Annotated in this window: 28 protein-coding genes; 23 read left to right on the top strand and 5 right to left on the bottom strand. The window is 58.2% G+C overall.

What is annotated here, in order from left to right; translation table 11 throughout:
* Positions 1-682: 682 nt before the first annotated feature.
* The 3 genes from BC360_RS09120 (at position 683) to BC360_RS09110 (ending at position 3,231) form a co-directional block, all read left to right on the top strand.
* Positions 683-1,420 carry a response regulator transcription factor gene (locus BC360_RS09120; protein WP_065784438.1) on the top strand — a complete coding sequence of 246 codons (738 nt, stop codon included), beginning with the start codon at positions 683-685 and terminating at the stop codon, positions 1,418-1,420.
* A gap of 169 nt (positions 1,421-1,589) precedes the next feature.
* The gene (locus BC360_RS09115) at positions 1,590-2,873 is read left to right on the top strand and encodes an aminotransferase class I/II-fold pyridoxal phosphate-dependent enzyme (protein WP_065794985.1); all 1,284 of its coding nucleotides are present in this window, start codon (positions 1,590-1,592) and stop codon (positions 2,871-2,873) included.
* Positions 2,854-3,231 carry a hypothetical protein gene (locus BC360_RS09110; protein WP_065794984.1) on the top strand — a complete coding sequence of 126 codons (378 nt, stop codon included), beginning with the start codon at positions 2,854-2,856 and terminating at the stop codon, positions 3,229-3,231. The genes BC360_RS09115 and BC360_RS09110 overlap by 20 nt, the downstream gene beginning before the upstream one ends.
* Before the next feature lie 113 nt (positions 3,232-3,344).
* Here the strand turns inward: BC360_RS09110 and BC360_RS09105 are convergent, their stop codons facing one another.
* Positions 3,345-3,740, bottom strand: a complete 396-nt coding sequence (locus tag BC360_RS09105) for a MarR family transcriptional regulator (protein ID WP_244512696.1) — start codon at positions 3,738-3,740, stop codon at positions 3,345-3,347.
* Between the two features lie 45 nt (positions 3,741-3,785).
* Between BC360_RS09105 and BC360_RS33110 the strand changes: the two genes are divergently transcribed.
* From BC360_RS33110 to BC360_RS09030, 17 genes are all read left to right on the top strand, one after another.
* The gene (locus tag BC360_RS33110; RefSeq protein WP_083222497.1) at positions 3,786-4,307 is read left to right on the top strand and encodes a hypothetical protein; all 522 of its coding nucleotides are present in this window, start codon (positions 3,786-3,788) and stop codon (positions 4,305-4,307) included.
* Positions 4,294-5,001 (top strand): transglycosylase SLT domain-containing protein, encoded by a 708-nt coding sequence (locus BC360_RS09100; RefSeq protein WP_161491370.1) that lies wholly within the window; start codon positions 4,294-4,296, stop codon positions 4,999-5,001. The genes BC360_RS33110 and BC360_RS09100 overlap by 14 nt, the downstream gene beginning before the upstream one ends.
* A gap of 12 nt (positions 5,002-5,013) precedes the next feature.
* Complete coding sequence (locus BC360_RS09095; protein WP_065794981.1) at positions 5,014-5,310, top strand: TrbC/VirB2 family protein; 297 nt, start codon at positions 5,014-5,016, stop codon at positions 5,308-5,310.
* Positions 5,311-5,315: 5 nt separating this feature from the next.
* On the top strand, positions 5,316-5,642 hold the full coding sequence (locus tag BC360_RS09090) for a type IV secretion system protein VirB3 (protein ID WP_065795032.1): 327 nt from the start codon (positions 5,316-5,318) through the stop codon (positions 5,640-5,642).
* Positions 5,643-5,645: 3 nt separating this feature from the next.
* Positions 5,646-8,015, top strand: coding sequence for a VirB4 family type IV secretion/conjugal transfer ATPase (locus BC360_RS09085; RefSeq protein WP_065794980.1), 2,370 nt, complete (start codon positions 5,646-5,648; stop codon positions 8,013-8,015).
* The gene (gene virB5 / locus BC360_RS09080) at positions 8,012-8,704 is read left to right on the top strand and encodes a P-type DNA transfer protein VirB5 (protein WP_065794979.1); all 693 of its coding nucleotides are present in this window, start codon (positions 8,012-8,014) and stop codon (positions 8,702-8,704) included. The genes BC360_RS09085 and virB5 overlap by 4 nt, the downstream gene beginning before the upstream one ends.
* Positions 8,701-8,844 carry a hypothetical protein gene (locus BC360_RS32115; RefSeq protein ID WP_161491369.1) on the top strand — a complete coding sequence of 48 codons (144 nt, stop codon included), beginning with the start codon at positions 8,701-8,703 and terminating at the stop codon, positions 8,842-8,844. Before virB5 ends, BC360_RS32115 begins: the two co-directional genes overlap by 4 nt.
* Positions 8,845-8,849: 5 nt before the next feature.
* Positions 8,850-9,782 (top strand): type IV secretion system protein, encoded by a 933-nt coding sequence (locus BC360_RS09075; RefSeq protein ID WP_065794978.1) that lies wholly within the window; start codon positions 8,850-8,852, stop codon positions 9,780-9,782.
* Between the two features lie 329 nt (positions 9,783-10,111).
* Positions 10,112-10,783, top strand: a complete 672-nt coding sequence (locus BC360_RS09070; protein WP_065794977.1) for a virB8 family protein — start codon at positions 10,112-10,114, stop codon at positions 10,781-10,783.
* A 5-nt stretch (positions 10,784-10,788) separates the two neighbouring features.
* A complete protein-coding gene (gene virB9 / locus BC360_RS09065; protein ID WP_065795031.1) occupies positions 10,789-11,661 on the top strand; it encodes a P-type conjugative transfer protein VirB9 in 873 nt (290 codons plus the stop codon).
* On the top strand, positions 11,658-12,830 hold the full coding sequence (gene virB10, locus BC360_RS09060; RefSeq protein ID WP_065794976.1) for a type IV secretion system protein VirB10: 1,173 nt from the start codon (positions 11,658-11,660) through the stop codon (positions 12,828-12,830). Before virB9 ends, virB10 begins: the two co-directional genes overlap by 4 nt.
* 10 nt (positions 12,831-12,840) lie before the next feature.
* Positions 12,841-13,836 carry a P-type DNA transfer ATPase VirB11 gene (virB11, locus tag BC360_RS09055; RefSeq protein WP_065794975.1) on the top strand — a complete coding sequence of 332 codons (996 nt, stop codon included), beginning with the start codon at positions 12,841-12,843 and terminating at the stop codon, positions 13,834-13,836.
* Between the two features lie 323 nt (positions 13,837-14,159).
* Positions 14,160-14,369 carry a dodecin gene (locus BC360_RS09050; protein ID WP_065784425.1) on the top strand — a complete coding sequence of 70 codons (210 nt, stop codon included), beginning with the start codon at positions 14,160-14,162 and terminating at the stop codon, positions 14,367-14,369.
* A 515-nt stretch (positions 14,370-14,884) separates the two neighbouring features.
* Positions 14,885-15,208: a DUF736 domain-containing protein gene (locus tag BC360_RS09045; RefSeq protein WP_065784424.1), complete on the top strand. Its 324-nt coding sequence runs from the start codon at positions 14,885-14,887 to the stop codon at positions 15,206-15,208.
* A 71-nt stretch (positions 15,209-15,279) separates the two neighbouring features.
* Positions 15,280-15,624: a DUF2958 domain-containing protein gene (locus BC360_RS09040; RefSeq protein WP_065784423.1), complete on the top strand. Its 345-nt coding sequence runs from the start codon at positions 15,280-15,282 to the stop codon at positions 15,622-15,624.
* A gap of 354 nt (positions 15,625-15,978) precedes the next feature.
* Positions 15,979-16,125 carry a hypothetical protein gene (locus BC360_RS32325; protein ID WP_167590817.1) on the top strand — a complete coding sequence of 49 codons (147 nt, stop codon included), beginning with the start codon at positions 15,979-15,981 and terminating at the stop codon, positions 16,123-16,125.
* A 321-nt stretch (positions 16,126-16,446) separates the two neighbouring features.
* Positions 16,447-16,977: a hypothetical protein gene (locus tag BC360_RS09030; protein ID WP_065794974.1), complete on the top strand. Its 531-nt coding sequence runs from the start codon at positions 16,447-16,449 to the stop codon at positions 16,975-16,977.
* Between the two features lie 302 nt (positions 16,978-17,279).
* Here the strand turns inward: BC360_RS09030 and traG are convergent, their stop codons facing one another.
* From traG to BC360_RS09010, 3 genes are read right to left on the bottom strand one after another with little or no spacing between them, the layout of a single operon-like run.
* Complete coding sequence (traG, locus tag BC360_RS09020; protein ID WP_065794973.1) at positions 17,280-19,202, bottom strand: Ti-type conjugative transfer system protein TraG; 1,923 nt, start codon at positions 19,200-19,202, stop codon at positions 17,280-17,282.
* Positions 19,203-19,216: 14 nt separating this feature from the next.
* Entirely contained in the window at positions 19,217-19,429 is a 213-nt protein-coding gene (locus BC360_RS09015; RefSeq protein WP_065783551.1) for a conjugal transfer protein TraD, read from the bottom strand.
* A gap of 49 nt (positions 19,430-19,478) precedes the next feature.
* A complete protein-coding gene (locus BC360_RS09010) occupies positions 19,479-19,703 on the bottom strand; it encodes a TraC family protein (protein ID WP_065783552.1) in 225 nt (74 codons plus the stop codon).
* A 187-nt stretch (positions 19,704-19,890) separates the two neighbouring features.
* Between BC360_RS09010 and traA the strand changes: the two genes are divergently transcribed.
* Positions 19,891-24,489, top strand: coding sequence for a Ti-type conjugative transfer relaxase TraA (gene traA, locus BC360_RS09005; protein ID WP_065794972.1), 4,599 nt, complete (start codon positions 19,891-19,893; stop codon positions 24,487-24,489).
* 422 nt (positions 24,490-24,911) lie between these two features.
* Here traA and BC360_RS09000 read toward each other — a convergent pair whose 3' ends face one another.
* The gene (locus BC360_RS09000) at positions 24,912-25,154 is read right to left on the bottom strand and encodes a hypothetical protein (protein ID WP_065794971.1); all 243 of its coding nucleotides are present in this window, start codon (positions 25,152-25,154) and stop codon (positions 24,912-24,914) included.
* 4 nt (positions 25,155-25,158) lie between these two features.
* On the opposite strand from BC360_RS09000, the gene BC360_RS31405 reads away from it, so the two are divergent.
* Both BC360_RS31405 and BC360_RS08995 read left to right on the top strand, forming a co-directional pair.
* Complete coding sequence (locus tag BC360_RS31405) at positions 25,159-25,344, top strand: hypothetical protein (RefSeq protein ID WP_139109965.1); 186 nt, start codon at positions 25,159-25,161, stop codon at positions 25,342-25,344.
* A 148-nt stretch (positions 25,345-25,492) separates the two neighbouring features.
* Complete coding sequence (locus tag BC360_RS08995) at positions 25,493-26,878, top strand: TrkH family potassium uptake protein (protein WP_413813733.1); 1,386 nt, start codon at positions 25,493-25,495, stop codon at positions 26,876-26,878.
* Positions 26,879-26,905: the final 27 nt, after the last annotated feature.

Below are 26,905 nucleotides of genomic sequence, written 5' to 3'. Positions count from 1 at the left end.
GTTGCCGGACGTTGGAACTCCGTATCCGTGAGCCACAGAAGCCGCTTGGCGGTTCTTATCGTGTCGTCCCTGGCAATCTTTATTCGACCGCGAATGCTTGTCCTCGTCGGCGATCGACAGCCCTAAAGATAGCGGTCAAGGGCGGGCCTTGGCAACAACTTTTAGACGCATCCCGGCACGCGAACTTTGCGCAAGACCTTCAAGGAAAACATCACAAAAGCCGGCAGGTCAGCCGCTCAGAATCCGGCATTTGCTGCGGTTGAAGGATTTCGCCGCACACGGCATCGGCTCGGAGATCCGAGTTCATCGATCGAGGTGGCGATCACAAGCGCTGCGCTCGATTTTGGTCGGCCCTTCATAAAGCCAACAGAAAAATAGATCCCTGTTTATCGCAGTAGCCGAGCCAGGCCGCCTAGGCCTGACATGAAGCGTTTCGGTCATAGCCAGACAGAGCACCAGAGCAAACGATGATGCGAAGGCTGGCAACGGCTTTGAATTTTGGTGCATCATCATAAAGAAAGAACACTGCAGTTCATGACGTTTCGCCAACAAAATACCGTGAATATCGTAGAATTTTGGGGGTAAAATGAATTGGCCGACCTGCTAAGAATTACGTTTGTGACATCAAAAATGTGAGGCAACGAATGAAACGTCAGCGAGCAACAGTCGCGGAGGCTTCGCGATGAAGCCTTTGATCCTTATCTGCCCGCGCAACGTGGACATCTACCTCCTGCTCACGCACATCCTGAACGTCGATGGCTTCCAAACAACGCTGGCCAGCGAAGAAGAGGTCGTCGAGAAAGCGGCGGCGATGAAGCCCGAGGCGATTATCCTGGATACAGGCACAGACGCGGCATCGACGTTAAGGGCATGCGCGACGATCAGGTCCAACGAGATTACCGCCGCAATCCCAACGATAGCCCTCGTTGCAGCCGGCGACGAGCGGCATTATCTGGATCTATTGAAGGCAGGCGTGGATGAAAACTTCGTGCGGCCCGTGTTGCCGATTAGGCTGTTGAATTATCTTCATTCTCTTTCAAAGTTTACCGCACGGGCGGCGGCGATAGAAACGCCGTTGACGGAAACGTTGACAGGCACATTGGCGTTTGGAGGGCTGACAATTCACGTGGGGCGGCGGCTGGTGAAATATGAAGGGCGCGAGCTCCAGCTTGGACCAATTGAGTTCAAGTTGCTGAGCCGGCTTCTCGAGGCTCCTGGCAACGTCTTCTCCCGCCAACAATTGATCGAGATCGCCTGGCCGCCAAACCTCTATGTTCAGTCGCGCACCGTAGATGTGCACATCGGCCACCTGCGCCGTTCGCTACGACGCCTGACCGGCGGTAATCTCATCCGGACAGTCAGAGCGTCTGGCTACGCCGTGGAGCTCAATCGCTCTATGGGTGAAGGTTTCATTTCATAATACTGTATATTATGAATTCAGTATCTTATAATACAGCATATCGTGGACTATTGTTTAAATGTCTGACTTTATACGTTACATAATATTCAAAAATATTTGTACAATGCTTCGTTGAGTTGGCTCGTCGCAACAGCCAGTCTCCAGTCAATTCATGTTCTGGAGGCACGAAATGTCGATAAACACCAAGACCGGTCCGAACGGCGCAAGCAGGAGCCTTCACCGGAATACTGATAGCCTCATTCGCCATTCGCGAAGCCACTTCGATGCTGCGCATTTCCATGGGCTCATGGCGCTCTATGCGCGGCCCTCAGCCGGTCGGGCTGTCGTTCTGCCGCATGAAGGCGAGCGCCGTGTCGTTGATTTCGTGCGCTGCTCCTATCTGGGGCTCGATAATCATCCGAAGATTATCGATGGCGCAATCGAAGCGTTGAACAATTACGGTGCCTTGCATTGGTCATGCGCGCGAACGCGCCTCAATTTCGCGATCATCGGCGAACTCGAGATGGCCTTGTCTGAGTTGTTCGATGCGCGCGTGATTGCCTTCAGCACGGTGCTGGCCGCAAACATGAGTGCACTTCCGTTGATCGCTTCCGGTCACCTGACAGGTGGCGCCAAGCCCGTGATGGTTTTTGATCGCCTCGCCCATGCAACGCTTGCCTATCACAAGGGAACACTCGCTGGTGAAACTAAGGTCGAAACGATTGAGCACAATGATATCGAGGCGCTCGAGGCGTATTGTAAGAAATACCCTGCGGTCGCCTATATTTGCGACGGCGTCTATTCCATGGGAGGTTGTGTCAAGCTCGAACAACTGCGCCACCTGCAGGATCGCTACGGCTTGTTTCTCTATGTCGACGACGCCCACGGCATCTCCATCTTCGGAGGCAACGGCGAAGGTTATGCCCGGTCGCAGATTGGCGGTTCGCTCGGTGACCGCACGATTATTGCAGCATCCCTAGGCAAGGGTTTTGGCGCCTCAGGCGGATTGCTGATGTTCGGCAACGATCACCAGGAACAGCTCTTTCGCAGGTTTGCGGTTGCCCATGCATTTTCTGCATCTCTGAATGTAGCGGCGATTGGCGCTGCACTCGCATCCCAAGCTTTGCATCGCACGCCGGAACTTCAAAATCTGCAGCTTGAGCTTCAGTCACGAATTGCTCTTTTTGACAGCCTCGTCCCAACGCAGCAGAGAGGCTCGTCACTGCCGATACGAACAGTCGAGATCGGAGACGAATTAAGGGCAATCGCGGCGGCGCGAACTTTGCTGAATAGAGGTTTCTACACATCGGCAATTTTCTTCCCGACTGTTCAAAAGGGACGGGCCGGATTGCGCATATGTCCAACAGCGGGACATAGCGAGGGCGATATCAAGGCAATCGGCGAAGCGATCGTCGCCGTCCTCGAAGAATTTGAGCAAGCGGAGGTGGGATCAAATGCTGACTTCTACCGCTAGATTTGCCTTGCCCACGACCGCCAGCGAGCTGTGCATTGAGGTTCCTGGGGCCGCATATGTCGTCAGACGCCTGGCAGAACGTCCGGCGCTTGGCCAATTGCTCCAAACGGACGATGGCGATCTCATCAAATTTGTCACTGGCGGGAAGATCACAATGTGGACGCGCGGTAAACGATTGTTTCTGCTTGTGGAGGCAAGCGACCTCCTCACGCGTATCGCGATCGAAGACGTTCTGGCCGTGGAGCTTAGTTCCATCCACCCGACGCTTCCAACCTTGCTGCTGTGGCATGCCGCCAAGTTCAAACGCCTGCAGTCGCCGCACGTTCCTGAACATGGGCGGACTTCAGTTCCAGTTTAACCACATGCGCGAAACATGGAGTTTCTCACGCCAGTGAAGGCAGCTCCTGCTAGCGCGCTTCCACTGCCATCGAATGGAGTGATCGACTGTGATCAAAAAAAGTCCATTGCCGCTCAAGGCGAGGTGGCCTGCTTCAGTCTTGCAAAAAGCGTATCCGATATCTCGAATTCGCGGGCCTTGCCCCGTCCGAGCGCGTTCTTCGCCCAACCTTCCCTCAAAAGGCCGCGGGCAACCAGCTGATCGATCGGCTCTGCCGCTCCGCCCCTCGTCAATCCAGTTCTTTCCGTGATGTTTGTTAGCGTCAGCGGGATGTTGGCCAGGTGCAAGTTATAAAGCAGGCTCAGCATTCCCAGCTGCTTGAGGCGGGCCTGCGGGGTCTCCCCCTCTACTGGATTGTCCATGATCTCGCTCATTGCGAGCGACGAGAACGTGATGCTTTGCCAGCGGGCGTCAAATGATGTTGGCGTGGTTTTAACTATCATTTCTGTGACACGCAGGCGTTCCGACAAATCGCTCCCCCAAAGGTCTCTCTACTTGCTTCGCGAGGTTTTCGCATGGTTTTCAGTACCTCTAAGATCGTCATTTCCGGCTCTTTGTCGATTGCAATATATGCCGTTTGCGAGACTAAATCCTATGCGGATAATTGGGCATGTGAAGTCCTTCTTTGCCTGTCGAACCCTGGTGGCCCAACCGAGTTCGTGGAATGCCGGCCGTCAATCCACAAGCTTTGGAAACATTTGGCGAAGGGGCGGTCCTTTCCCGTCTGTAGCGGTATCGGTTTTCGAACGTCACGTCCGGGTTATGAGCCCTACTACTGCGAAGCTGGGTATCGGCTGCGCCAGCGCAACGGAGACCGCGGCCGCGAGGCGACCTGCGTTTCGTTGCAGCCGGTCCCAACAGGCAACGACAGTTGCACCAGGCGGTGGCAGGACGGGCGGCAGGCGGGTCAATGGGAACGGACACAAGGACTACGCGTCTGCGTAGCATACCGGCTGAAACCGCCCCATGTGCGCCAACGTCCCCGCTTCGTCGACCTAACGATTGATGGGGTGGCACCGCAACGTGTCTGGTTTTGATCCGATGCCCGTCCTATTCGTCGTATTGGCTGAGACCTGCGCACCGACGATCTCAAGCGAGACCCTGGCGGCTGTCGTCAGCATTGAAAGCGGACTTGCTCCGTTGGCGATCCGTATCAACAGTGACTATCCGCTCGGCGCTCCCCCGCGCAATATCGGCGAAGCCGCCGATATTGCGGCCAGGCTCATTGCCGAGGGGAAGAGCGTAGATCTCGGGCTCGGGGGCATAAGCCCGTCTGACCTTGCGAGCATGGGAATGAGCATCGCCGATGGCTTTGACCCGTGCAAGAACCTCAAGGCCACCGCGCAACTTCTGACGCAATACAGGATCGCTGCGGACCGCGCGGGGTTCCAAGGCACCGAACTCGATGCCGTCACGCTGCGCGCCTACTTCGGTCGAGGCGATGCAAAGATCGGTGAGATCGTCGGATACGACCGCCGTGTTCAAAAAGAGAAGGAGCGTTTGAAGCCACGCCTGGCAACGCTGGCGCTGGAAGATGTCACGCGGCAGGCGCTGTCGCCACACCGAGCGATGGGCGGCAGCGACATTGACCCAATGCCGCATGAAGACGCGCCGCTCGATGAAGTCACAAAGGTACACGAGGTTCAGCCGTTGTCCCTCGGCAGTCAAAATGACTGGGATGTATTCGCTTCGAAAGCGGGCTCTTCGGTTCTGGTTTTTTCCAAACAATAAAGGGAGTTTCGAATGACCTTACGATCACATCTAAAACCTGTTGCGGCGTCGACGATAATCACTGCAGCGACGACCTTGGCGATGATGGAACCAGCCTTCGCCCAGGCCGCTGGAATTGAAAACGTGCTTCAGAACATTGTCGATATGCTGACCGGCAACATCGCCCGCCTGCTCGCGGTCATCGCCATCATTGTCATCTGCATCTCCTGGATGTTCGGTTACATGGATCTGCGCAAGGCAGGATTCTGGATCATCGGTATCGGCGGCATCTTCGGCGCCACCGAGCTCGTCAACACGATTGTCGGATGATGCTCATGTCGCGCGCTGCTGCTGTTGAGGAAGACACGCTATTTCTTGCTTGCACGCGTCCCATCATGGTTGCCGGGGTGACGATGGAGGCGATGGCGATCAACGTGATGCTGACGACGACCCTGTTCATCGCCGCCGGCTCGATTGTCTATGCCCTTGTTGGCGTGGCTGTCCATCTCGCTTTCAAAGCGCTCGTCAAGCACGACCATAATATGTTTCGCGTCCTCGTTGCCTGCGTCGAAACGCGAGGCAGGGCGCGAAACGCGGTTCTATGGGGAGGCTCAACTGTCACTCCCTTGCGCCTCCATCATGTTATGGCTGGAAGGATCTAGACCTTGCCTAGTCTTGCTAAGTTCAAAGCCCGCGAGCTGGAACCGGAAACCTTCATTCCCTACGTCCGTCACATCGACGAGACCGTCATTGGCCTCGATTCTCGCGCTTTGATGACGGTCATCGCCCTTGAAGGCATCGCTTTTGAAACTGCCGATCCCCTCGATATCAATGCATTTCACCGCGATCTCAACACGCTCTATCGCAACATCGCCGACGAGCGGCTGGCGCTATGGGCACATGTCATCCGCCGGCGCGACAATGACTACCCGCAGGGCGTTTATGCCAATGCCTTCTCCGACAGTCTCAATCGAAGATACCGCGCCAGGATGGTTGACGAGGATCTCTTCCGCAACGATCTCTATCTGACGCTGGTGTGGCATCCGGCCCGCCGTCCTGCCCGCAGGATCACATCGCTGCTGACGAGGCTAAAGAGGGCACGGGCCACTGGCTTCGAACTTGATCGCCAGGCCCTCAAACATCTGGTCGACGTGACAACCAACGTCTCAGCCGGCTTGGCGCGGTTCGCGCCGCGGATTTTGTCCATCTATGAGCGCGACGGCATTGTCTTTTCCGAGCCGAGTGAGGTGCTCCATCAACTTGTCGGCGGCAGGCGAGAGCCGATCCCGCTTACGGAAGGGCGCATTTCTTCAGCGATCTACTCCGACCGGGTCATCATTGGCCGGGAAACCGCCGAGATACGACACGAAGCGGCGAGCCGTTTCGCCGGCATGTTCGGGTTTAAGGAGTACCCGGCGCGTACCCGCACTGGCATGCTTGATGGCCTGCTGACGGCACCGTTCGAGCTCATTCTCTCTCAGTCATTCGTCTTTGTCAGCAAAGCCGACGCCAAGGTGATCATGGGGCGCAAGCAGAACCAGATGGTCAGCGCCGGCGACAGGGCAAATTCACAACTGCACGAGCTTGCAGACGCCCTCGACGATCTGGAATCAAACCGGTTCGCCCTAGGCGAACATCATCTGACGCTCGCAGTCTTTGCGCCATCTGTGACAGAACTCAATGACAATCTCGCAAAGTCGCGCGCGCACCTCACCAATGGGGGTGCAGTCGTTGCCCGTGAGGATCTCGGGCTCGAAGCGGCCTGGTGGGCGCAGCTTCCGGGCAATTTTCGCTATCGAGCCCGCTCTGGCGCAATCACGTCCAAAAATTTCGCCGCCCTTTCTCCGTTCCATTCCTATCCCCGCGGTCAGAAGCACGGCAACGAATGGGGCCCCGCCGTCGCTCTCCTGAAAACGGCGTCCGGATCGCCGTTCTATTTCAACTTCCACCATGGCGATCTCGGCAATACTTTCGTCTGCGGACCGACAGGATCGGGCAAAACCGTCGTCGTCAACTTCATGCTCTCGCAGTTGCAGAAGCACGATCCGCATATTGTCTTCTTCGATAAGGACCGCGGCGCCGATCTGTTCGTGCGCGCCGCAGGCGGGATTTATCTGCCTCTGCGAAATGGTACTCCGACCGGATGCGCACCACTTAAAGGCCTTGAACCCACGCCGCAAAACAAGGTCTTTCTGTCCCAATGGATCGCGAAGCTCGTCGGCTCGAAACAGCGTGAGCTCTCCGTCACCGAAGTTCGCGATATTGCCGGCGCCATCGACGGAATTGCCGACCTTTCGCGGGATGAGCGAACCATTGGGGCGTTGCGCGCTTTCCTCGACAACACCGATCCCGAGGGCATAGCGGCGCGCCTGCGTCGCTGGGAAAAAGGGGGGCCGCTTGGCTGGGTGTTCGACAATGAGGCCGACGACATAGGAATCGGCGCGAAGTTCATCGGCTATGACATGACTCATTTCCTCGACAATGAGGAAATCCGCACGCCACTGATGGCCTATCTGTTTTATCGGGTCGAGCAGTTGATCGACGGCCGGCGGATCATCATCGTCATCGACGAATTCTGGAAAGCGCTTGCCGACGAGGCCTTCCGCGACCTTGCTCAAAACAAACTGAAGACGATACGCAAGCAGAACGGATTGATGGTGTTTGCCACGCAAAGCCCACGCGACGCTATCGGTTCACCGATTGCACATACGATCATCGAGCAATGCCCGACACAGCTGTTCATGCCGAATGCGCGTGGAAGTCATGCCGATTATGTCGATGGTTTCAAGCTGACGGAACGCGAGTTCGAACTGATATCGCGCGCGCTCTCCAACGATGCCAGACGGTTTATCGTCAAGCAGGGCCACAACAGTGTTGTCGCCGAACTCAATCTCGCAGGCTTCGACGATGAACTCGCCGTGTTGTCCGGGCGCACGGCCAATGTCGAACTGGCGGATCGCATCCGTGCAGACGTGGGAGACGATCCGTCCGTCTGGTTGCCGCTGTTCCAGCAAATGAGGAGTACAAGCTCATGATCCGGATGAAGACAGTGATGATCGCTGCAGCCGTCGCACTTTATGCAGCAGGGGCCTCAGGGCAGGGGATCCCGGTTGTCGACAACGCTGCAATCGCCAAGCAGATAGAGAGCATAGGCCAGTTGACCAAGCAGCTGGACACGATGAAGGCGCAGCTTGATCAGGCCCAGCAGCTTTACGGCTCCCTGAACAAGCTGACCGATATGGCTGATATCGCAACCATCTTGAACGATCCGGCGATCCGCAACGCGCTACCCCACGATTTCTCAGCGGTCCAAGGGTTGCTACAGGGCACAGGCGCCGGCGCCTTTGGCGATTCCGCCACGAAATTCCTGGATAACAACAGCATCTATAAAACCAGCGCCAACGATTTCTACACCTCAGAACTTGCTCGCATGCAGAGCCGCAACGCCGGTCAGATGAGCCTCGGGCAGCAGATCTATGACGCAGCAACCAGGCGCATCGACGGCATCGACGAGTTGCGCAAACAGATTGCCGCGGCCGGCGACGCCAAGGACATAGCAGACCTTCAGGCGCGGCTGCTTGCCGAGACCGCCTTCCTCGAGACGGACACCCTGCGCATGCAGGCGCTGCAGATGATCCAGCAAGCACAGGTTCAGGTTGATCTGCAACGCCAGGCAGAAGACTGGCGCAAACGGATGGACGCAATGGGAGCCGCGCTCAAATGACAAAGTCGATATTGACCCGTCTGCTGTTGCTGGCCGCCTGTTCGCACGGCGAACCGGTTCTCACCGACTTGAACCTCTTCGCCGAGGCGGCCGATGGCAAAGGCCGGCTCGAGCGAATGAACAAGGCGCTTGGGGGCTAGGGCGGATGTACCAGGTCTTTGCTTTCCTTGACAATCAGTTCAAGGCTCCGCTTGAGAGTTTCATTTCTTCCGGAACATCCAACATCAGCACGTGGGTGGCGGGGCCGCTGACGGTGGCTCTCGTGCTCTATGTCGTCCTCTATGGCTATCTGGTCCTCAGAGGGTCGATTGAGGCGCCTGTTCTGGAGTTTGCCTACCGCGCGATCAAGCTCGGCATCTTGGTGATGCTCGTGCGCAATGCTGCGGACTATCGTGTGTTTGTAACTGATCTATTCTTCACCAGTCTGCCGCAGGAAATCTCCACCGCACTCAACACCGGCACCGTACCGAGTGCTTCGACATTTGATGCGCTGCTCGACAAGGGGCAGGCGTCGGCCAACCAAATCTGGAACAGAAGCTCTTGGCCGCTCGACATCGCGACCGCGTTCGGTGGTCTCTTGATGGTCGTCATTACATTCATCGTCGCTGCCATCGGCTATATCGTCTCCCTCTATGCCCGCGTCGCACTCGCAATCATTCTGGCACTCGGTCCCATTTTCATTGCACTGGCGATGTTTCACAGCACGCGGCGCTTCACCGAAGCCTGGATCAGTCAGCTGGTCAATTACGTCATCTTACAGATCCTGGTCGTTGCGGTCGGCTCGCTCCTGATCACGACCCTCGACACGTCGTTCACCACGGTCGAAGCCTATGAGGACGTCTTGATGCGGCCGATAGCGATCGGAGCCATTGGGATCGCAAGCCTCTATGTCTTTTATCAGCTCCCCGGTATCGCAGCATCCCTTGCTGCCGGCGGTGCGTCGCTCACCTATGGCTACTCTGTGGCACGCGACGCTCATGACAGTACGCTCATCTCCGCAGCCGCAGCCGTCCAGCGCACCGCGCGGCGCGGCATGCGCGCCGCCGTACGCAGCTTGTCGGCACACGACACGTCGTGATCCTGCCAATGCTCTTCCAGCAAGGTGCCTCAACGGCGCTGCGCCCCCTTAATGGATGAACAAGGGATACCGCTCGATATGCCGCGAACTGTCTCCTGCCTCTTATTGTTGGCCCTGGTCAGCGGATGCAACACCATGACTTCTCATCTCCCAAAATGCGATGGATACGCCAAACGCCCGCTCAACCGTTCAATGTGGCAATGGGAGGGCGGCAAACAACGTGCTGCCAAACCGCTCGGTTACTTGCTTGAAGAGCGAGGTCCCGCTGCCTTCGAGGAGTTTGACGAACGCGCATCCTATCGCAAATGCGCAGGCGAGCTGGGGCGCCAATGATCACCTCCGATGGTTTGAAGGCGTATTTCGACAGGGCGCGCCGCTTCGATCATGATCGCTTGATAAGCGTCGAGCGTTCGGCACGAATTGCCTGGGTTATTGCGATTGTTGCGAGCTTCGTTGCCAGCGCCGCTGTCTTTGCAGTCGCCGCGCTCGCGCCATTGAAGACGGCGGTGCCATTCGTCGTGCGTGTCGACAACTCGACCGGGATTGTCGACGTGGTGTCGGCCCTGACCTCGGGGGCTGCAAGCTACGACGAAGCGGTGACCAAGTATTTTGCTGCGCGCTATGTCAGGGCGCGCGAAGGCTATGTTTGGTCGGAGGCTAAGGAGAATTTCGAGACGGTCTCCCTCCTGTCGGCGCAACCCGAGCAGATGCGCTTTGCCACCCTTTACCGCGGCAGCAATCCCAACTCCCCACAAAATGTCTACGGGCGCGGTTCGACGGCGAAAGTCACGATCAAGTCGATCTCCCTGATCAACGCAAGCGTCGTGTCGGTGCGCTTTCTCAGCACCATCACCCGGGCAGACGATGTGCGCACGACCCATTGGGTTGCGACGATCACTTACTCGTATGTCAACGCCCCGGTCTCCTCGACCGACCGCCTGGTCAATCCGCTTGGCTTCGTCGTCAGTGAATATCGCGCAGATCCGGAGGCGATCAATTGAAGACAATTTCATTGCCAGTCTTTGCCGCCATTGTCGCCGTCACCACGGTGTTTCATCCCGCCTTGGCCCTCGATATTCCGAGCGGCGCCGAGCAGGACAACCGTGTTCGTTTCGTCAACTACCAGCCCTACAACATCACCCGCATCGTCGGCACGCTGCGCTCGTCGGTGCAGGTGGAGTTTGCGCCCAATGAGGAGATCGCGCATGTGGCGCTCGGCAATTCGGTAGCCTGGGAGGTGGCGCCGGCCGGAAATATTCTGTTCCTAAAACCCCGCGAGAACCAGCCGATTACCAACATCTCCATAGTCACGACAAGACGGGATGGCTCCAAGCGCAGTTACCAGATGGAGTTGACGGTGCGCGACGGCTCCGTTGCTGCCGGACAAGATACCTATTTCTATGTCAAGTACCGCTATCCCGCCGACGAGGCGCAGCGCCGGCGCCTGGAAGCGCACGCCCGAGGCCTAGCCGAGAAAGCCGGCGCTGCAAATGACGTTTTGGCGCTCCATGAGCAATATGGCCCGCGCAACTGGCAATATTCGGTGCAAGGATCTGCCGCGATCGAACCGCAGGCCGTTTACGACAACGGCAAACTTACAACGTTTGTTTTCCCAGACAATCGGGAGATCCCGGCAATCTATCTTGAGAACTCCGACGGAACCGAAAGTCTCGTCCCGAAATCCGTCTCCGGTGGTCTCGTGCTCGTTCACGCCATCAGCCGCAAGTTCATCCTGCGTCAGGGAGTGGATGTGATCTGCGTCTTCAACGAAGCCCATACTCTTGGCGGATACAACCCCGGTACACATACGACATCCCCATCGGTGGAGAGGGTCGTCAAGGCACCATATGAGGACACAGCACAAAGAGACGTACAATGACAGACGATGTTCCAACGACGATTCCCGGCGAACGCGGACATGCCCAGCTTCCCCAAGGATTCGACAGCAACCCTGCTCTCAGACGCGGCGCCGTTGTCGCAGCTGTCCTCGCCTTCATCGGTTTCGGACTGTGGCAGATGCGTTCGCAGACCCTTGACCCGAATGCCAATCGTGAGGAGCGGGTGGTCATCCGGCAAGCAACGGACTTCGAGCCAGCAAAAGAGGAGCCGAAGACGGTGGAGCCATTACCCGAAGTCAAATTGCCAACCCCGGTTGTCGCCGAAACGCCCATCGAACCCGAAAAGGACGAGCTTCTGGAATCTGCCCGGCGAGCGCCCGTCATGGCCTTCAGCGCCGGCCAAGGGATCGATCGCCGTTCCGAATACACGCAGTCAGCGCCGGATCAAGCTTCGACCTATCTGCCCATTAACGGCACGCTTGGCGGCGAGGTAGGCGAGAACGAAGATCAGCGTTTTGATCGCATGCTGAAGCCGACACGGCTCGAAGGTTCGCGCGCCGGACATCTCGGCAACCGGAACTACATCGTTGCGATGGGAACTTCGATCCCTTGCGTGCTCGAAACGGCGCTGTCTTCTGACCAACCTGGCTTCGCGAGCTGTGTCATCAATCGCGACGTCTTCTCGGATAACGGCCGTGTGGTGCTGATGGAGAAGGGCACGCAGATTGTCGGCGAATACCGCGGCGGTCTGCGGCGCGGCCAGAAGCGGCTCTTCGTCCTCTGGAACCGTGCGAAAACGCCAGCAGGTGTCATCATCGCGCTTGCTTCACCCGCAACCGATGCGCTCGGTCGCGCCGGTTTTGACGGTCATGTCGACAGCCATTGGTGGGAGCGCTTCGGCAGTGCTTTGCTCCTGTCGATCGTTGGTGATGTCGCGAGCTTTGCCGGAAGGCAATTACAGGATCAGAACGTCGACGCGGAGGGTACGACGAGCGCCGGCAGACAAGCGGCAGCGATCGCCGTCGAGCAATCGATCAATATTGCCCCGACGCTAAACAAGCATCAGGGCGAGCTCGTGTCGATTTTCGTGGCGCGTGATCTCGATTTTTCCGCGATCTATGAATTGCTGGTGACAGAGCCACGCAACATTATTCTCGATCGTTCCGTCCTCGGCGACTTCAGCAAACGCGAGCGCTTGGTAACGAAATGAGGATAGGGGCGTGACAGGAACGTGCGATGCGCCTGTCGTGCGCCAGCTTCTCCAGCCGATCGCCGGGTTGCTGCAAAACCCCACACTCTATGAGGTAGTCATTAACCGGCCGGGCGAAGTCCTGGCCGAAGGTACCGCTGGCTGGTCGCGCTTTGACGTTGCGGAACTGACCTTCGACAGACTGATGCGTCTCGCCCGCGCGGTTGCCAGTCATTCGCATCAGGCGATCGACGAGGCGAGGCCGATCCTTTCGGCAACTCTTCCGGACGACGAGCGCATTCAGATCGTTATCCCCCCGGCAACAACAAGAGGCACGGTTAGCATTACCATTCGCAAACCCTCATCGATGTCTCTGTCGTTAAGCGGCCTCGACGCAGCAGGGCTGTTTGCCGTGACCGCGCCGGCATATGATCGACCCGACAATGCGGATAGAAGACTGTCGCAACTTTACAAAGCAGGAAACTATGCGGCGTTCCTGAAGCAATCGGTTCTTGCCCGGAAGAACATCATTGTTTCCGGAGCGACCGGGTCGGGTAAAACCACGCTGTCGAAGGCGCTGATCCAGCACATTCCGACGTTCGAGCGCATTATCACAATCGAGGACACAGCCGAGTTGGTCATATCGCAACCGAACCACGTTCGGCTGTTCTATTCGAAAGGTGAACAGGGCCTTGCGAAAATCGGTCCCAAGGAACTGCTGGAGTCAAGCCTGCGGATGCGTCCCGATCGTGTCCTGCTGCAGGAACTGCGCGACGGCACGGCTTTCTACTACATCCGAAATATCAACTCCGGGCATCCAGGGTCCATCACCACAGTGCACGCTGACTCGGCAGCCCTCGCGTTTGAGCAGTTGACCCTTCTCGTTAAGGAATCGGACGGCGGGCAGGACCTCGCACGCGACGATATCCGCAGCCTCTTGAAGATGTTGGTCGATGTCGTCATTCAATGCAAACGGGTAGAGGGGAAGTTCCGGGTGACAGAGATATGGTCAAGCCGCTCGGCGTAGTGCCTTCTGCCGCAGCAGCGCCGGGCCGTATGCTCTCGGCCGGCTCTCCATGTCTTTAAGGTTGCGCGGCGCAGTGAACACCGGGTCAATTGTGGTCGATTGATCACTTGGCCGCGGCGCAGCCTTCGCCTCTGACATTGTTTGACAACAACCGGGTATTGCCGGATCGTTGGTGTTTAGCAGTGCATTTCAATGCAAGCAGACTTTTGACGCAGCGTTGTCGGCGTGACGATGCCCGATCGATTGAGCAGCAATCCCGTCGAGCGATGCCCACGAGCCCCTTTTGAAGCCAAGCGTAGCCTGAACCAATATGGGAGGATAACGTGAGCGACCATGTCTACAAGAAGGTGGAACTTATCGGTAGTTCGAAAGTCTCTTTAACCGAGGCGATCGAGACGGCGATTATGCGGGCCTCGAAAACCATGAGAAATCTCGAATGGTTCGAGGTCGATCAAATCCGGGGACACATCAAGGATGGCGCGGTGGCGCACTATCAGGTGGTTGTGAAGGTCGGATTTCGGATCGACGATTGACACGCTGGGCCAGTTGTCTGTTCCGACGCACGAAGCTGTCTGCGCTTGTCGATCGGGTATTCATAGAGGCCGCGGATGCCGGTTACAGCACACCGGCGAGCAAGACCTCTCGGTCACACTGCAAGCACGATCGGCGTGATCTTAGGCAACTCGCGGGCATTGGCGGATCTTGCGAGCCAGTCCGTCGGCTGTCTCGGCTAATGACGAAACGCGCGGCGGCCTCCCAACCCCGCATGATTTCCGGGCGATAGCGTTGCTCATGAAATTCCAGCCTCGTGCAACCCCCAATGCCGGTTTTGAACGCTAGGATGCGATGCGGGTACGGACCACGCGTCTCCCGATCGGTCGCTCGGAAACCATTCCCGTTCTCGATGTCGCCTTTCTAAGGGACCGGCCGCGTCCAGTGTCAACCCGCAAGGGGTTTCCCTCCGCTTCGCTGCGGTGACACTTGCGGCTCGGCCCCTTCTTCGGGCGCCATCGGGAATGGTTCCCGAGTAACCGAAGGAGACAGCATCATGGCCACCACGATCGCAACCCTTACCGAAAAGACCGACGGCACCCTCGAAGGTCTCTTCGCCACCATCAAGGTCAACGCCCCAATCGCCCTCATCCCGAATGCCCAGAAGGCAAGCGAAGGCGCCCCTGACTATCGCATCATCCACCGCCGCACTGGCTTCGAGATCGGCGCCGCCTGGTACCGGAACTCGCAGCGCACCGGCGAGGAATACCTCTCGGTCAAGCTTGAAGCGCCCGAGATCGGCGTGATCTTCGGCAATGTCGCGCCTGCACCCGGCGGCGAGGCGAACCGCAAGGTCATCCTCTGGAACGATCCAGCCTGAGCGGCGCATACGCCGGCCCCGCGGTGATCGCGGGGCCTCTCCGTCCAACCCCTTCATCCTGGAGAATACCAATGCGCCTCATCACCGATGAAATCCGCACGGCCCTCATCACCAACGGTCGGCGCTTCCAACGCGATCCAGACTTCGATCCGCTTCCGCTCGTCAAACTGTTCACGCCCGACGCGGCCGCCACATGGTTGATCGCCTCTGCCGAACCGGAGGACCCCGATCTGCTCTTCGGGCTCTGCGACCTCGGCGTCGGGTTCCCCGAACTCGGTTCCGTTCTTCTCTCGGAGATACAATCCGTTCGTGGTCGCCTTGGCCTGCGCGTCGAACGGGACATCACCTTTAAAGCGGACCGGACAATTACCGCTTATGCCAAAGTCGCTACTGCAGCCAGCCGGATTGTCGCCTAGCTGAGTAAATAGCCAGAAGGGACCGTAGTCGGCAGGCTGCGGTCCCGGTTTCCTTGTCGACATTGGCGAAATGCTACATCGTGAAGCTGTAACCGGATCTTGTCAAAAGGCCAGGGCAGCCCGTCGCCAGCATGTTCTGGGTGGCATACCCAACCCACCCTATCTGCTCAGAAACCTCAGCGTGCCATGAGGGGCCGGAACGCTTCAAGGCCGCGCGGCCCCTCCAATTTTGCCGCAAGAGACAAAATCGGCTCCTCCGCGCGCCGGCTCCGCCGGTCGCGTGACGCGAGCCTTGACCCCTTCCGACCCCTCATGACCGACGGCGTCATCTTTCGCAAATTCAAGGAGATGACGATGACGATCGAACAGCACATCGAGGAACTGCGCGCCGAACTCCGCAATTGCCCCGACCAGGCGGAGCGCTGCCATATCCAAGCCGAGCTTGAGGCGGCGCTCGCCGACCTCACCCGGCAGATCGCCAAAGAGCCGACCCCCGAATAGGGAGCGAGCTCTCAGCTGCCGGCCACAGGAGCCAGCCTGGCCGGATCAACCGATCTGTCTGCCTGCCAGGGGTTTCACCCCTCGGTGCTCCCCGCCGGCTACGCCGGAGGCGGACGCGTCCCCTTCGGGTCCGCGGGTCTCTTCTCTCTCTGAAGTCCTATTTTACTCCAGCAAATCCGGCGTCAAGGACGGCGCGGTCTCCCCCAATTTTGCCGCAAGCGACAAAATCGGTTCCCCCGCTTGCAAGCCGCTTCGCGGTCCTTGACCCCTCTTTGCCACAGAGTGGCCGATCTCCGTCATCAAGATGAAGGAGATCACATTATGACATCTGAACAGAACCTCATGCTTTATACCAAGCTTGCCGGCTTCCGGCTCATCGCCGTCGCAGGCCGCATCGCCTGCGTTGACGATTTCTCCCGAGAGCGTCATGACCGGCTGATTGAAGGACTCGAGGCGACTATCCATCGGATTCAGACCGTAATGGCATTGGAACGCCAGGTTCTTACCGACGACGAGTTCGCGGCCTCTCAGCTGGAGGGCGAGATCGAGATCTTCGGGCGCTTCGCCATCAGTTTGCTGGATGACGTCGAGATCGATTATGACACGTATGAATACCGCATCAACGGTGGACGCTGGATCAACGCCTTGATGGTCGACGATAGCGGCGTCTATGTCGACTATCCCGAGTTGATCGTATTGACCGACGAAGAACTTGGCGCGCTAGCGCCGATAATGCGCGATATCACAGAGGAAACCGGCATCCCCGTCCGCGCCGGCCGAGCCATCCACGGCGAAACTCGGCGACTGCATCCGGACTATGCCGTTCAGGATAAGCATAGATCGTCGAAATAAAAGCAACTTCGGAAACTGAGAGGCGGCGCAGCCGCCTCTCGATTAGTTGCGTCCCGTGTGCGAGGTACATGGCGTGACCGGCTCCGTGACAATTTCGATTGACTGTCAGGATAACGCACCGAATTGCAATACTGCCCGGACGCCGAGGAGCGCCACCAGATCGAAGTCGAACTGGAAGCGGCACGTCAGGAACTCGTACGTCGCAACGCCGATGGCCCGCCTCCAGAATAGTGGCCGTGCGTTATCTTGCATCGACCGCAACCTTGCGGACGTATCGTCGGGCGGCGACAGAAAGCGATCGTTCAAGTCGCCGCTGCCTTGACGAACCGGTTGGGTTCGACCACCGCATTCATGTCCTTTCTCCGGAAATAGATCGCCCGTCCGCAACGCAACGGACTGTGACCCTGCACAATGATGATCTGCTCGTCCTTGCGCATCGACTGGATGATTTCGTGCGGCATAATCAGCGGTCTGCGCTGAAGGCTGACACTCTCTGACCGCCTTGAAGCTTTGTCGGAGCTGCTCCCGCCAATGTTGCGGGACCGGCCTTCGACCTCAACAGTCATTTCACCACATTGAGCGGAAACGTTGCGGGCCGTGTCGAGCGCCTTGATCGCCGCATAGGATGCAAAGGCGCATCCATCGATCCAGGAGGTCGCGCCATCACGGCCAAAGTGCTTTTCGAGCTGGCCGACCGATTGATACATCAACATCAGCGTGATGCCGTATTTCCGGCCGTAGTCGCGGGCATCCTCGAGCACGCGCATGAAGCCGAGCAGATCGATCTCATCGAGCATGAAGAGTGCGCGGCGGTCGAAGGCCCCATCGGCCTGGATCATGGCATTGATCAGTGAGCCGACGATGACGCGGGCAATGCCCGGATAGCTGCGCAGGATTGAGGCGGGAATGTTCAGGAAAACGTCGATCGCGCCCTTGACGATATCGCCCGATTTGAACGCCGCCCCGCAAACGAGCGCGGCATAGTCGTCGAGCGACAGCCATTGTGTATCCTTCGACGCGGTGGAATAGACGCCACTGAAAGTCTGTTCCGTCATATTGGTGAAGACGCCCAGCGTCTCGCGGACAAAGGCCGATTGCGATGTTTCCTGAATGTCGCGCAACATCGCCAGCACAGACGGTTCGGGCTCGGAAACGATTTGGCGCAGACTGCGAAGATCGCGTCGACCGGCATAGTCCGGAGAGAGCATCACGTGCGCCAGCAAACCCGTCAGAAGATTGTGCGCCTGGTTCTGGAAATATGACCCCGTCGAGGTTTCGATCCGAGAGCTTTCCGACAAAAGCATGTGAGCAACCGCGACGATGTCCTCTTCCTTGGATTTCGAGGTTTCGATCCAGTCGAGAACGTTGAAGCCCCAAGCGGGATTGGATGGGCTAAGTATGATGCAGTTTCGTTTGAGCTTCGATCGCCGATGGGTAACAACCATCGGCGCTACTTCGGTCGAGGGATCGAGGCAGATCAGCGGTCCGGTATAGCGCAACGCTGTCGGAATAACGTTGCTCGTGGTTTTGTATCCACCTGAGCCAGCGAAAAACAGCATATGAGTGGAATCGAAATCCTGCCTATAGGTAAGCAACGGTGCCTTGCCGCCTTTCCCCCAGGTTGACCGGTCGTCAGGCCGAAATGGCACACTGTGGATCGTCTCCAGATCGACCCGGTAGCGCTCGCCAATGACGATTTCGCCGTCCGCCGGAAACTGAGTGGCGGCGGCTGACATTGACAGCCAATCAGCGTCGCCGAAGGTGCCATGCCGGGCTCGTTTGACCGGTCCGCCGACGAATATGGACATACGGGCGGAGATCGCCACGATGGCAAAACCACCGACTGCGCCTGCGGCTGCATAGAGATCCAGATAGGAAAACGCAGCTGCCCAGGTGATCACTCCAGACTGAACGAAGGGGGACAGCCGGACGTGCTCCCGCACAGCGTAAAATCCGCCAATGCAGACAAACGTGATCAGACTGACAAGTGCGATCGGTCTGCGCCGGTGCAGAGGCAAGACGGCCACAGTAATGAGCCCCGAAATCGGTCCAAAGAAAAGATTGGGGATCGGCGACGCACGCATGAACCAATAGGCATACTCAGGCGCAACCATAGTCGCCATCGTCGGCCATTTGTATGCTGTGATAAGTAGTGTCGTAACGCTCACTGCTATTGGCACGATTGCCAGCAGGATTATTGGGCTGAACCGTCGCTTCGCCGTCATCCCGCACCCTTTCCTTATAGCTTCGTCAGTGCGCGGGCCTCCGCCCGAAAGGCCTCCGTACCGAGTGCGCACAGCCGATCATGCTCCACCGCCCCGATTGGTACCCGGCTCGCCTCGATCAGCGCGCCCAGCAGGAACGCCCGATCGGCGTTCCTTAAGCCTGCCTTGATGATTAATCCGCCGAGGATGATCTTCTCGCGGGTTTCGCGCTTGCGCTCTTGCGTCATCCTGCGTTGCCGCTTCCGTTCGAGAAATACAATCCGCTGGTCCAGCCGCCTAAGCGGTTGGACCAGCGGATTGTTGGACCCTTTCGCGAAATCGCGCGACGATCTCTGCGAAAATGGCGTCGAGCTCGCTGTCGGGAATATCGAGTTCGGCGAGGCCGGCTTTCTGCGCCACCCGGGCGAAGCGCTCGCCGGCTTTAACCAGCAGGCTTTTGCGTCTCGCCCGCAGTGTTTCGATCTGAGCGTCGATTTCAGAGATGGTTGTTTTTGCGCGCACGTCTCGTCCTTCCTTTGTCTGCGACGAGCCACAATAATACTATCATGTTTATGATAGTCAAATCCTTTGGAATGAGGTAGGAAAATGAAATTCTGAACCTAAAATCGTTGAGGAATGCAGCCTTCTCGGCGAATGGCGCAATATACGTCGCGGTTGCGACGCGTTTAGAAGAGGAGTTCGAGCAAATTTGGCTATCATGTTTGTGAGGGCTCAGGTGATCAGCCGGGGTGCCGGCCGCAGCATCATCTCTGCAGCGGCCTATCGTCATCGCACCAAGATGGTGGACGAACAGATCGGTAAGGAATTCCGGTACTATGGCGGGGCTGCGGAGCTGGTGCATGAAGAGCTTGCTTTGCCCGCCGAGACCCCCGCATGGCTGAAGGCGGCCATAGATGGGCGCACGATCGCTGATGCCAGTAAGGCGCTCTGGAACGCGGTCGACCGTTTCGAGACGCGCTGCGATGCGCAGCTTGCTCGCGAGATCATTCTCGCACTTCCGGTGGAATTAAGCCGCAAGGAGAACATAGAACTTGTGCGCGACTTTGTGCGCGAGAACCTTACGTCGCGAGGAATGGTTGCCGATTGGGTTTATCACGACAAGGACGGCAATCCGCATATCCATATCATGGCAACGCTACGCCCTTTGGCCGAGGAGGGGTTCGGGCCGAAGAAAGTCGCGATCTTCGGCGACGACGGTCAGCCGGTACGCGTCAAAACGCCCGACCGACCTGAGGGGAAAATCGTCTATCGGCTGTGGGCAGGCGACAAGGATGCGATGAAGAAGTGGAAGGTCGCCTGGGCGGAAACGGCAAGCCGTCATCTAGCGCTTGCCGGTTACGACTTACACCTTGATGGTCGTTCCTACGATGAACAAGGACTTCGCGGATTGGAGCAGCGGCATTTCGGACCAGACCGTGCTGCGCTTGTTCGTAAAGGCATCGAAACTTATTTTTCACCGACGGCATTGGCCAGGCGCTATGAGATTGCCGACCGGCTCACGGATGATCCGACCTTGTTGCTCAAGCAACTCACCAGCGAGCGATCGACATTTAACGAGAGAGACATCGCACGCGCGCTTCATCGTTATATCGACGATCCGATCGTCTTTGCCAATGTACGCGCCAGACTGATGGCATCGGACGATCTGGTGATACTGCAGCCGCAGCGGCTAAATAGCGAAACCTGCAAAGTCGAGCGGCCGGCGGTGTTCACCACGCGCGCTCTGGTCAGAATCGAATATGAAATGGCACGCGTGGCAATTAAGTTGTCAAAGATGAAAGGCTTCGGTGTCTCGAAGTCCTGTGTTGACGCCGCCGTTGCATCAATTGGATCCGAAAGTTCTGCCGGAGTTGTTCGGCTCGCCGCAGAGCAAATCGATGCCGTCCGGCATGTTACCGCGGGTGGCGCCATTGCTGCGGTCGTCGGTGTGGCCGGCGCCGGTAAATCGACAATGTTGAGTGCCGCCCGTACCGTTTGGGAAATGGAGGGGCGGCGTGTCGTAGGTGCGGCACTCGCCGGCAAGGCTGCTGAGGGATTGGAGGAAAGCTCCGGCATTCGCGCCCGCACCATCGCCTCCTGGGAGTGTGCCTGGGGGCGAGGAAACGATCTCCTCAAAAAAGGTGATGTGCTGGTCGTAGACGAGGCCGGAATGGTGTCGTCACAACAGATGGGAAGTTTGCTGAAACGCATCGAGGATGCGGGTGCAAAGGCTGTGCTCATTGGCGATCCGATGCAGCTTCAGCCGATTCAGGCAGGTGCGGCTTTCCGGGCGATTGTCGAGCGCATCAGCTCAGCGGAGCTGGCCGGAGTCCGGCGGCAGAAAGAGGAATGGGCGCGTACTGCTTCCAAGCAATTTGCCCGCGGCGATCTGAAAGCTGCGCTTGCCGCTTATGGCGAACGCGGACATATCGTTTGCGCCCAGACTCGTCAGGGTGCCATCGAGCGCATTGTCGGAGACTGGACAGATGCACATCGCAAATTGGTAGCGAAAGCGGAGGCGGAAGGTCGCGAACTTCGTGGTGACGAATTGATTGTGCTCGCGCATACCAATGACGACGTAGAAGTGCTGAACCGTTCTATTCGCAATTTGCTTTCGACGGACGGATTGTTGTCGGACGGCAGGCCGTTCCTGACCGAGCGCGGTATGCGGGAATTTGCGGTTGGTGACCGGATCATCTTTCTCGAAAATGCCCGGTTCGTCGCGCCACATGCCAAGAACCTTACCGTTCAGCACGTGAGGAACGGCATGCTCGGGACGGTTCGCTCGACGGCAGCTGGAAGTGGGACGGCGCTGCTCACGGTCCGGCTCGACAATGGACGCGAGGTGTTTTTTGCCGAGAACACCTATCGCAATGTCGATCATGGTTACGCAGCCACCATCCACAAAAGCCAGGGTTCGACCTTTAATCGCGCCTTCGTGCTGGCGAGCGGCATGATGGACCAGCATCTGACGTATGTCGCGATGACCCGCCACCGCGATCGCGCCGATCTTTATGCAGCGGCGGAGGATTTCCAGCGAAGGCCGGAATGCGACAGACCGCCGCGTGCCGACTACACAGACGGGGTTACCGGCGAGCTTGTCGAAACAGGTTTTGCGAAGTTTCGACCGCGAGACGATTTAGGTCCAAGCCCCTATGCCGATCTTAGTATTGAAGATGGAATGACCCATCGACTGTGGGGCGTCAGCCTGCCGAAGGCGCTAAAGGATGGCGGAGTGCAGGTCGGCGATACCGTAATGCTTCGAAAGGACGGGACAGAAAAAGTCACGGTCAAGGTTCCGGTCATCACTGCTGGCATAAGGCGCTTCGAAGTGCGTGTTGTCGAGCGCAACGTCTGGACGGCGGATTTGATCGAGAAGGCATGCGACCGACAACTCCGAATTGCCAAAGAAAACCGTTTGCCGGACCTATTCCTGCAGCTGGTTAGACGGCTCTCGCGTTCGGGCAGAAAAACGACGACGCTCGATTACGTGACGGAGGATGCATACCGATCACTGGCAGACGACTTCGCGCAGCGCCGCGGGATTGAGGTTGTGTCCGGCTGGAGTCTGGTTGAGAAAGCCACTCGGACATTGAGTTGGGTTTCCGATCAGCGTGGTCGTGTGGTCCGGCTATGGCAGCGTGCCAACGCCGCGCTTGATACGGCGATTGATCAATCCGAACGCATTGAGGCAAGCAGTGGTGCCGCCACGCGCCAGCCTACTAAGATCCGTAGGGATGGTGATCCGGAATTACTCCCGGCAACGATTTCGTTCTCGCGGACACTCGAGGAGGATGCACGTCTTGCGCATCTCGCATCATCTGCCTGGGCGGAGCGGGGGGCAATCATCATGCCTTTGCTCAAGCGGATTTACCGCGATCCGGTAGCCGCGCTTGCGCGGTTAAACGAACAATCCTCGAATACCGCCAAGGATCCGCAGCTGATTGCAGACGGGCTTGCTCGGACGCCGAAAGCACTCGGGAACCTGCGTGGCGCCGATAACCTTGTCGACGGTCTAGCGGCCAGGAAAGAGAGAGCGGCGGCATTGTCAGCTGTGCCAGAGCTCGCGCTCTTGGCACGAGCTCGTGCGACAGAGTTTCGCAGACAAGAAGGACGCTTCCTCAACCGCGAGCGAATGCGCAGATTGCATATGGGCTTCTCCGTTCCGGCACTTTCAAAAAATGCAAGAGCGCGACTTCTGGAGATCGAAGCAGCCGGGGAGAAAGGGGGCGATGGCGCTTTTCGGTCCGCTTTCCGGATCGCCACGGAAGATCGCTCAGTTGTCCAAGAGGTCAAGGCCATCGACGAGGCCCTAACCCGTAGGTTCGGGTGGCTTGCGTTTTCCGATAAGGCAGATGGATTCGCTAAGCGCGACACGGCGATGCGTATGCCGGAAAGCATGGTGGAGGAAACGAAGGTCGAACTGACTGCGCTATTTTCGGTCGTTAGACGTTTTGCGGCACAGCAGCGCATGATCGAAAAACGCAAGCCCGCCCAACTCATCGCTCCGGCAGCATATGCCCCGCAGTATGCGGTCGGGCGCTTGCCAATGTTGCCAGCTGTAACCGAATTCAAGAACGGTGTGGAGGATGAGGCGCGGCTCAGGGCGGTGGAGGCCGAGCATTACCGGCAGGAGAGGGCCGTATTCGGCCGGGATGCAGTTCGGATCTGGCGCGATCCGGCCGCCGCGGTCGCGACGATCGAAAGCCTTATAGCAGTGAAGATCGACCCCGAGCGCATTGTCCATGCCGTTGTCGCCGATCCCGCCGCCTATGGCGCATTGCGTGGCTCGGACCGGCTCTGGGACAGGCTCCTGGCAGAGGGACGAGAGCGCCGGGAAGCATTGCAGTCCCTCAATACTGCCACCGCCAGCATTCGCGGCATGGCGCGCTCCTACACTGCCGCCTACGAGGCGGAGCTGCTGGCAGTAAGCGCTGAACGAAGCCGCATGAGTGTCGCTATACCAGGGTTGACCAAAGAAGCCGAGAGCGAACTCCGTCGCTTGACGAGACAGACAGAGAAGAATGCGAAGCATCTGGCTTGGAACGTTCGGGCGATTAATCCGGATATCCGTTCCGAGTTCACGACCGTCTGCAAGGCGCTCGATGCACGTTTCGGACCGGGAGCATTCGCCCGCGGCGACAGGGACGTGAATAAAATGGTGCCGAAATCGCAGCGGGCCGCATTTGACGCAATGCGCCATCGTTTGCTCGCGCTTCAGCGCGTCACCGGTGCCTACAAAGCAGAGGAGGCAAGCGCGGAGCGCCAGCGCCGAGCGATCGACCAGGCACGAAGTCCACCGCTATAGGGTGTCCTTAGCCAGAACAACTAGGTAATTCGCCCTCGTAAGTTGACACGATCGGCCCGTCAAAATTATTCAGATCTACAGCATCGAAGCGCATATTCCCGATCAAGCGGCAGTCTTCGACACGACCGCCCTGAGGCGAATGCGCTTACCAGATCGAGTTGTAGGGAGTCGCAGAACTGCACTTGACGATGAGCCGGTGTATCAACGCCGGGACCATTTCTCTTGTATCAAATCACGCGGGTTTAGCGGCAGTGACGGAAGCGGTCTTTTTAAGCTGGCGCCGTGCCCGAAGATACACCACGTTCCGGCCCGAGCTCCATACACCTCTGGCGATGTTGCTGCCGCGAAGCTCTTTGAAGCCGAACACGCGCAATCGCCGCGCGGAAATTCTGCGCCGCAGCCAGACTCGGCGCCGGCGATTGCTAGCGCCGCGCAGCGCGGCTGGTCGCCCGCTCCAGCCCCTTGCCGCGATAGGCCACGGGGATGCCCAGTGTCTCATGGGCCGTTGCCAGCGTTTCGAGCCAGGTCGCCAGTTCCGCCGGTACCTTTTCGTCGCCCGTTTCCATCGCCTCGATCCACGCCAGATTGCAATGAAGGGCGCTTGCGAGATTGATGGGTGTCCAGCGAAGGGCAAGCAGGCATTGGGTAAATCGCGCGGGGGTCATTTCTTTGCTCAAGATTACGGTGCGTCTCTTCAATTTGGCTTTACACGCAGAAATGAGTCAAGGTGATGACTTGTCGCGCCACGATCAGGTGATCGGGCGTCTGATCCACAGCGATCGTCAGGATCGCGCAAAACGTGTCGTGATTGGCGTGCGCGGTGTCGAACTTGCGTTTGTCGGCGCCGGCCGCTAATCCCGGCAATGATGGCAGGTGACAGCGACTCGCACAGCGCGAGTGGACAAGGGACAGCCAAGACCGGGGCGACTGACCGTTGAACGCGACCATTTACCAGTCCGCCATCAACATTGCCGCAAAGGTCGGCCTCTATCTCTCGTTGACGATGTTCATCCCTGCGCTGGTCGATCTCTATTTCGGCCATCCAGACTGGAAGGTCTTCGCCGTCTCAGCGTGCCTGATGGGCAGCCTCTCGCTTGTGACGGTGGCGGCAACGCAAGGCGGACCACCGGCGTTCAACCGGAAGATGGGCTTTCTCCTCGTCAATCTGCTGTGGCTCGTCGTTTCGTTCGTCGGTGTCGTTCCCTTCTGGCTGTCGTCGGTCAATCTCGATTTTGCCGAGGCGCTGTTCGAATCTGTCTCGGGCATCACCACGACGGGTTCGACCGTCATCGCCGGCCTGGACAACGCACCGCCGGGCATCCTCGTCTGGCGTTCGCTGCTGCACTGGCTCGGCGGCATCGGGATCGTGGCGCTCGGCCTGTTCGTGATGCCGTATCTGCGCGTCGGCGGGCTCTCGTTCTTCAAGATGGAATCGTCCGACACCACCGAGAAGCCGTTCGCGCGCATCGTCACCTTCACCCGCGCCTTCGTGCTGATCTACGTCGTCCTGACGGTCACCTGCGCCATCATCTACGGCTATCTCGGAATGAACCGCTTCGATGCGATCAATCACGCGATGTCGACGATCGCAACCGGAGGCTTTTCCACTCATGACGCCTCGCTCGGCTATTTCAGCAGCCTGCCGATCCTGTGGGTGGCAACGTTCTTCATGACGGTCAGCAGCCTGCCGTTTTCGGTGCTGATCATCTTCATCGTGCGCGGGCGACTGGACACACTGAAGGATCCGCAGATCATCGTGTTCCTGTCGTACCTGACGGTGCTTGCGATCGCAGCCAGCCTTTTTCAGCGGCTGGAAAACGGTGTCGCCTTCCATGAAGCGCTGGCGCATTCGTTTTTCACCGTATCGTCGATCCTGTCGACGACCGGGTTTGCCAGCGATGACTACATGCTTTGGGGCGACTTCATCGTCGCGCTCGCCTTTGCCGCGACCTTCATGGGCGGGTGTTCCGGATCGACGGCCGGGGGTATGAAAGCCTATCGCTTCATCATCGTCTTCAATTCCATTCGGGCCGGCCTCTACAAGCTCATCTACCCGAACGCGATCCATACGGTTCGCTACGGCCATGCACTGGTCGATATCGACGTGCAGCGGACAGTCTTCTTGTTTTTTACGGCCTATATGATGATCTGGGCTTTCGGCAGCCTGGCCATGGGCGCCTTTGGTTATGACCTGCTGACATCGGCGTCGGCGATCGCGACGGCGCTTTCAAATGTTGGTGCAGGGCTCGGTCCGATCATCGGGCCAGCTGGAAACTTCTCCACCTTGTCCGATCCGGCGCTCTATCTGTTGTCGATCATGATGCTGCTCGGGCGTCTTGAGATCCTGACCGTTCTGGTCGTTCTGACGCCGCTGTTCTGGAAGGATTAGGAGAGCCCAAGCGAGTTGGGCTCCCGT

It is taken from the genome of Ensifer sp. LC163, from assembly GCF_001695855.1.
Taxonomy (GTDB): domain Bacteria; phylum Pseudomonadota; class Alphaproteobacteria; order Rhizobiales; family Rhizobiaceae; genus Ensifer.
The sequence above is the reverse complement of the archived record's forward strand: the minus strand, read 5'-3'. Positions and strand labels throughout refer to the sequence as shown.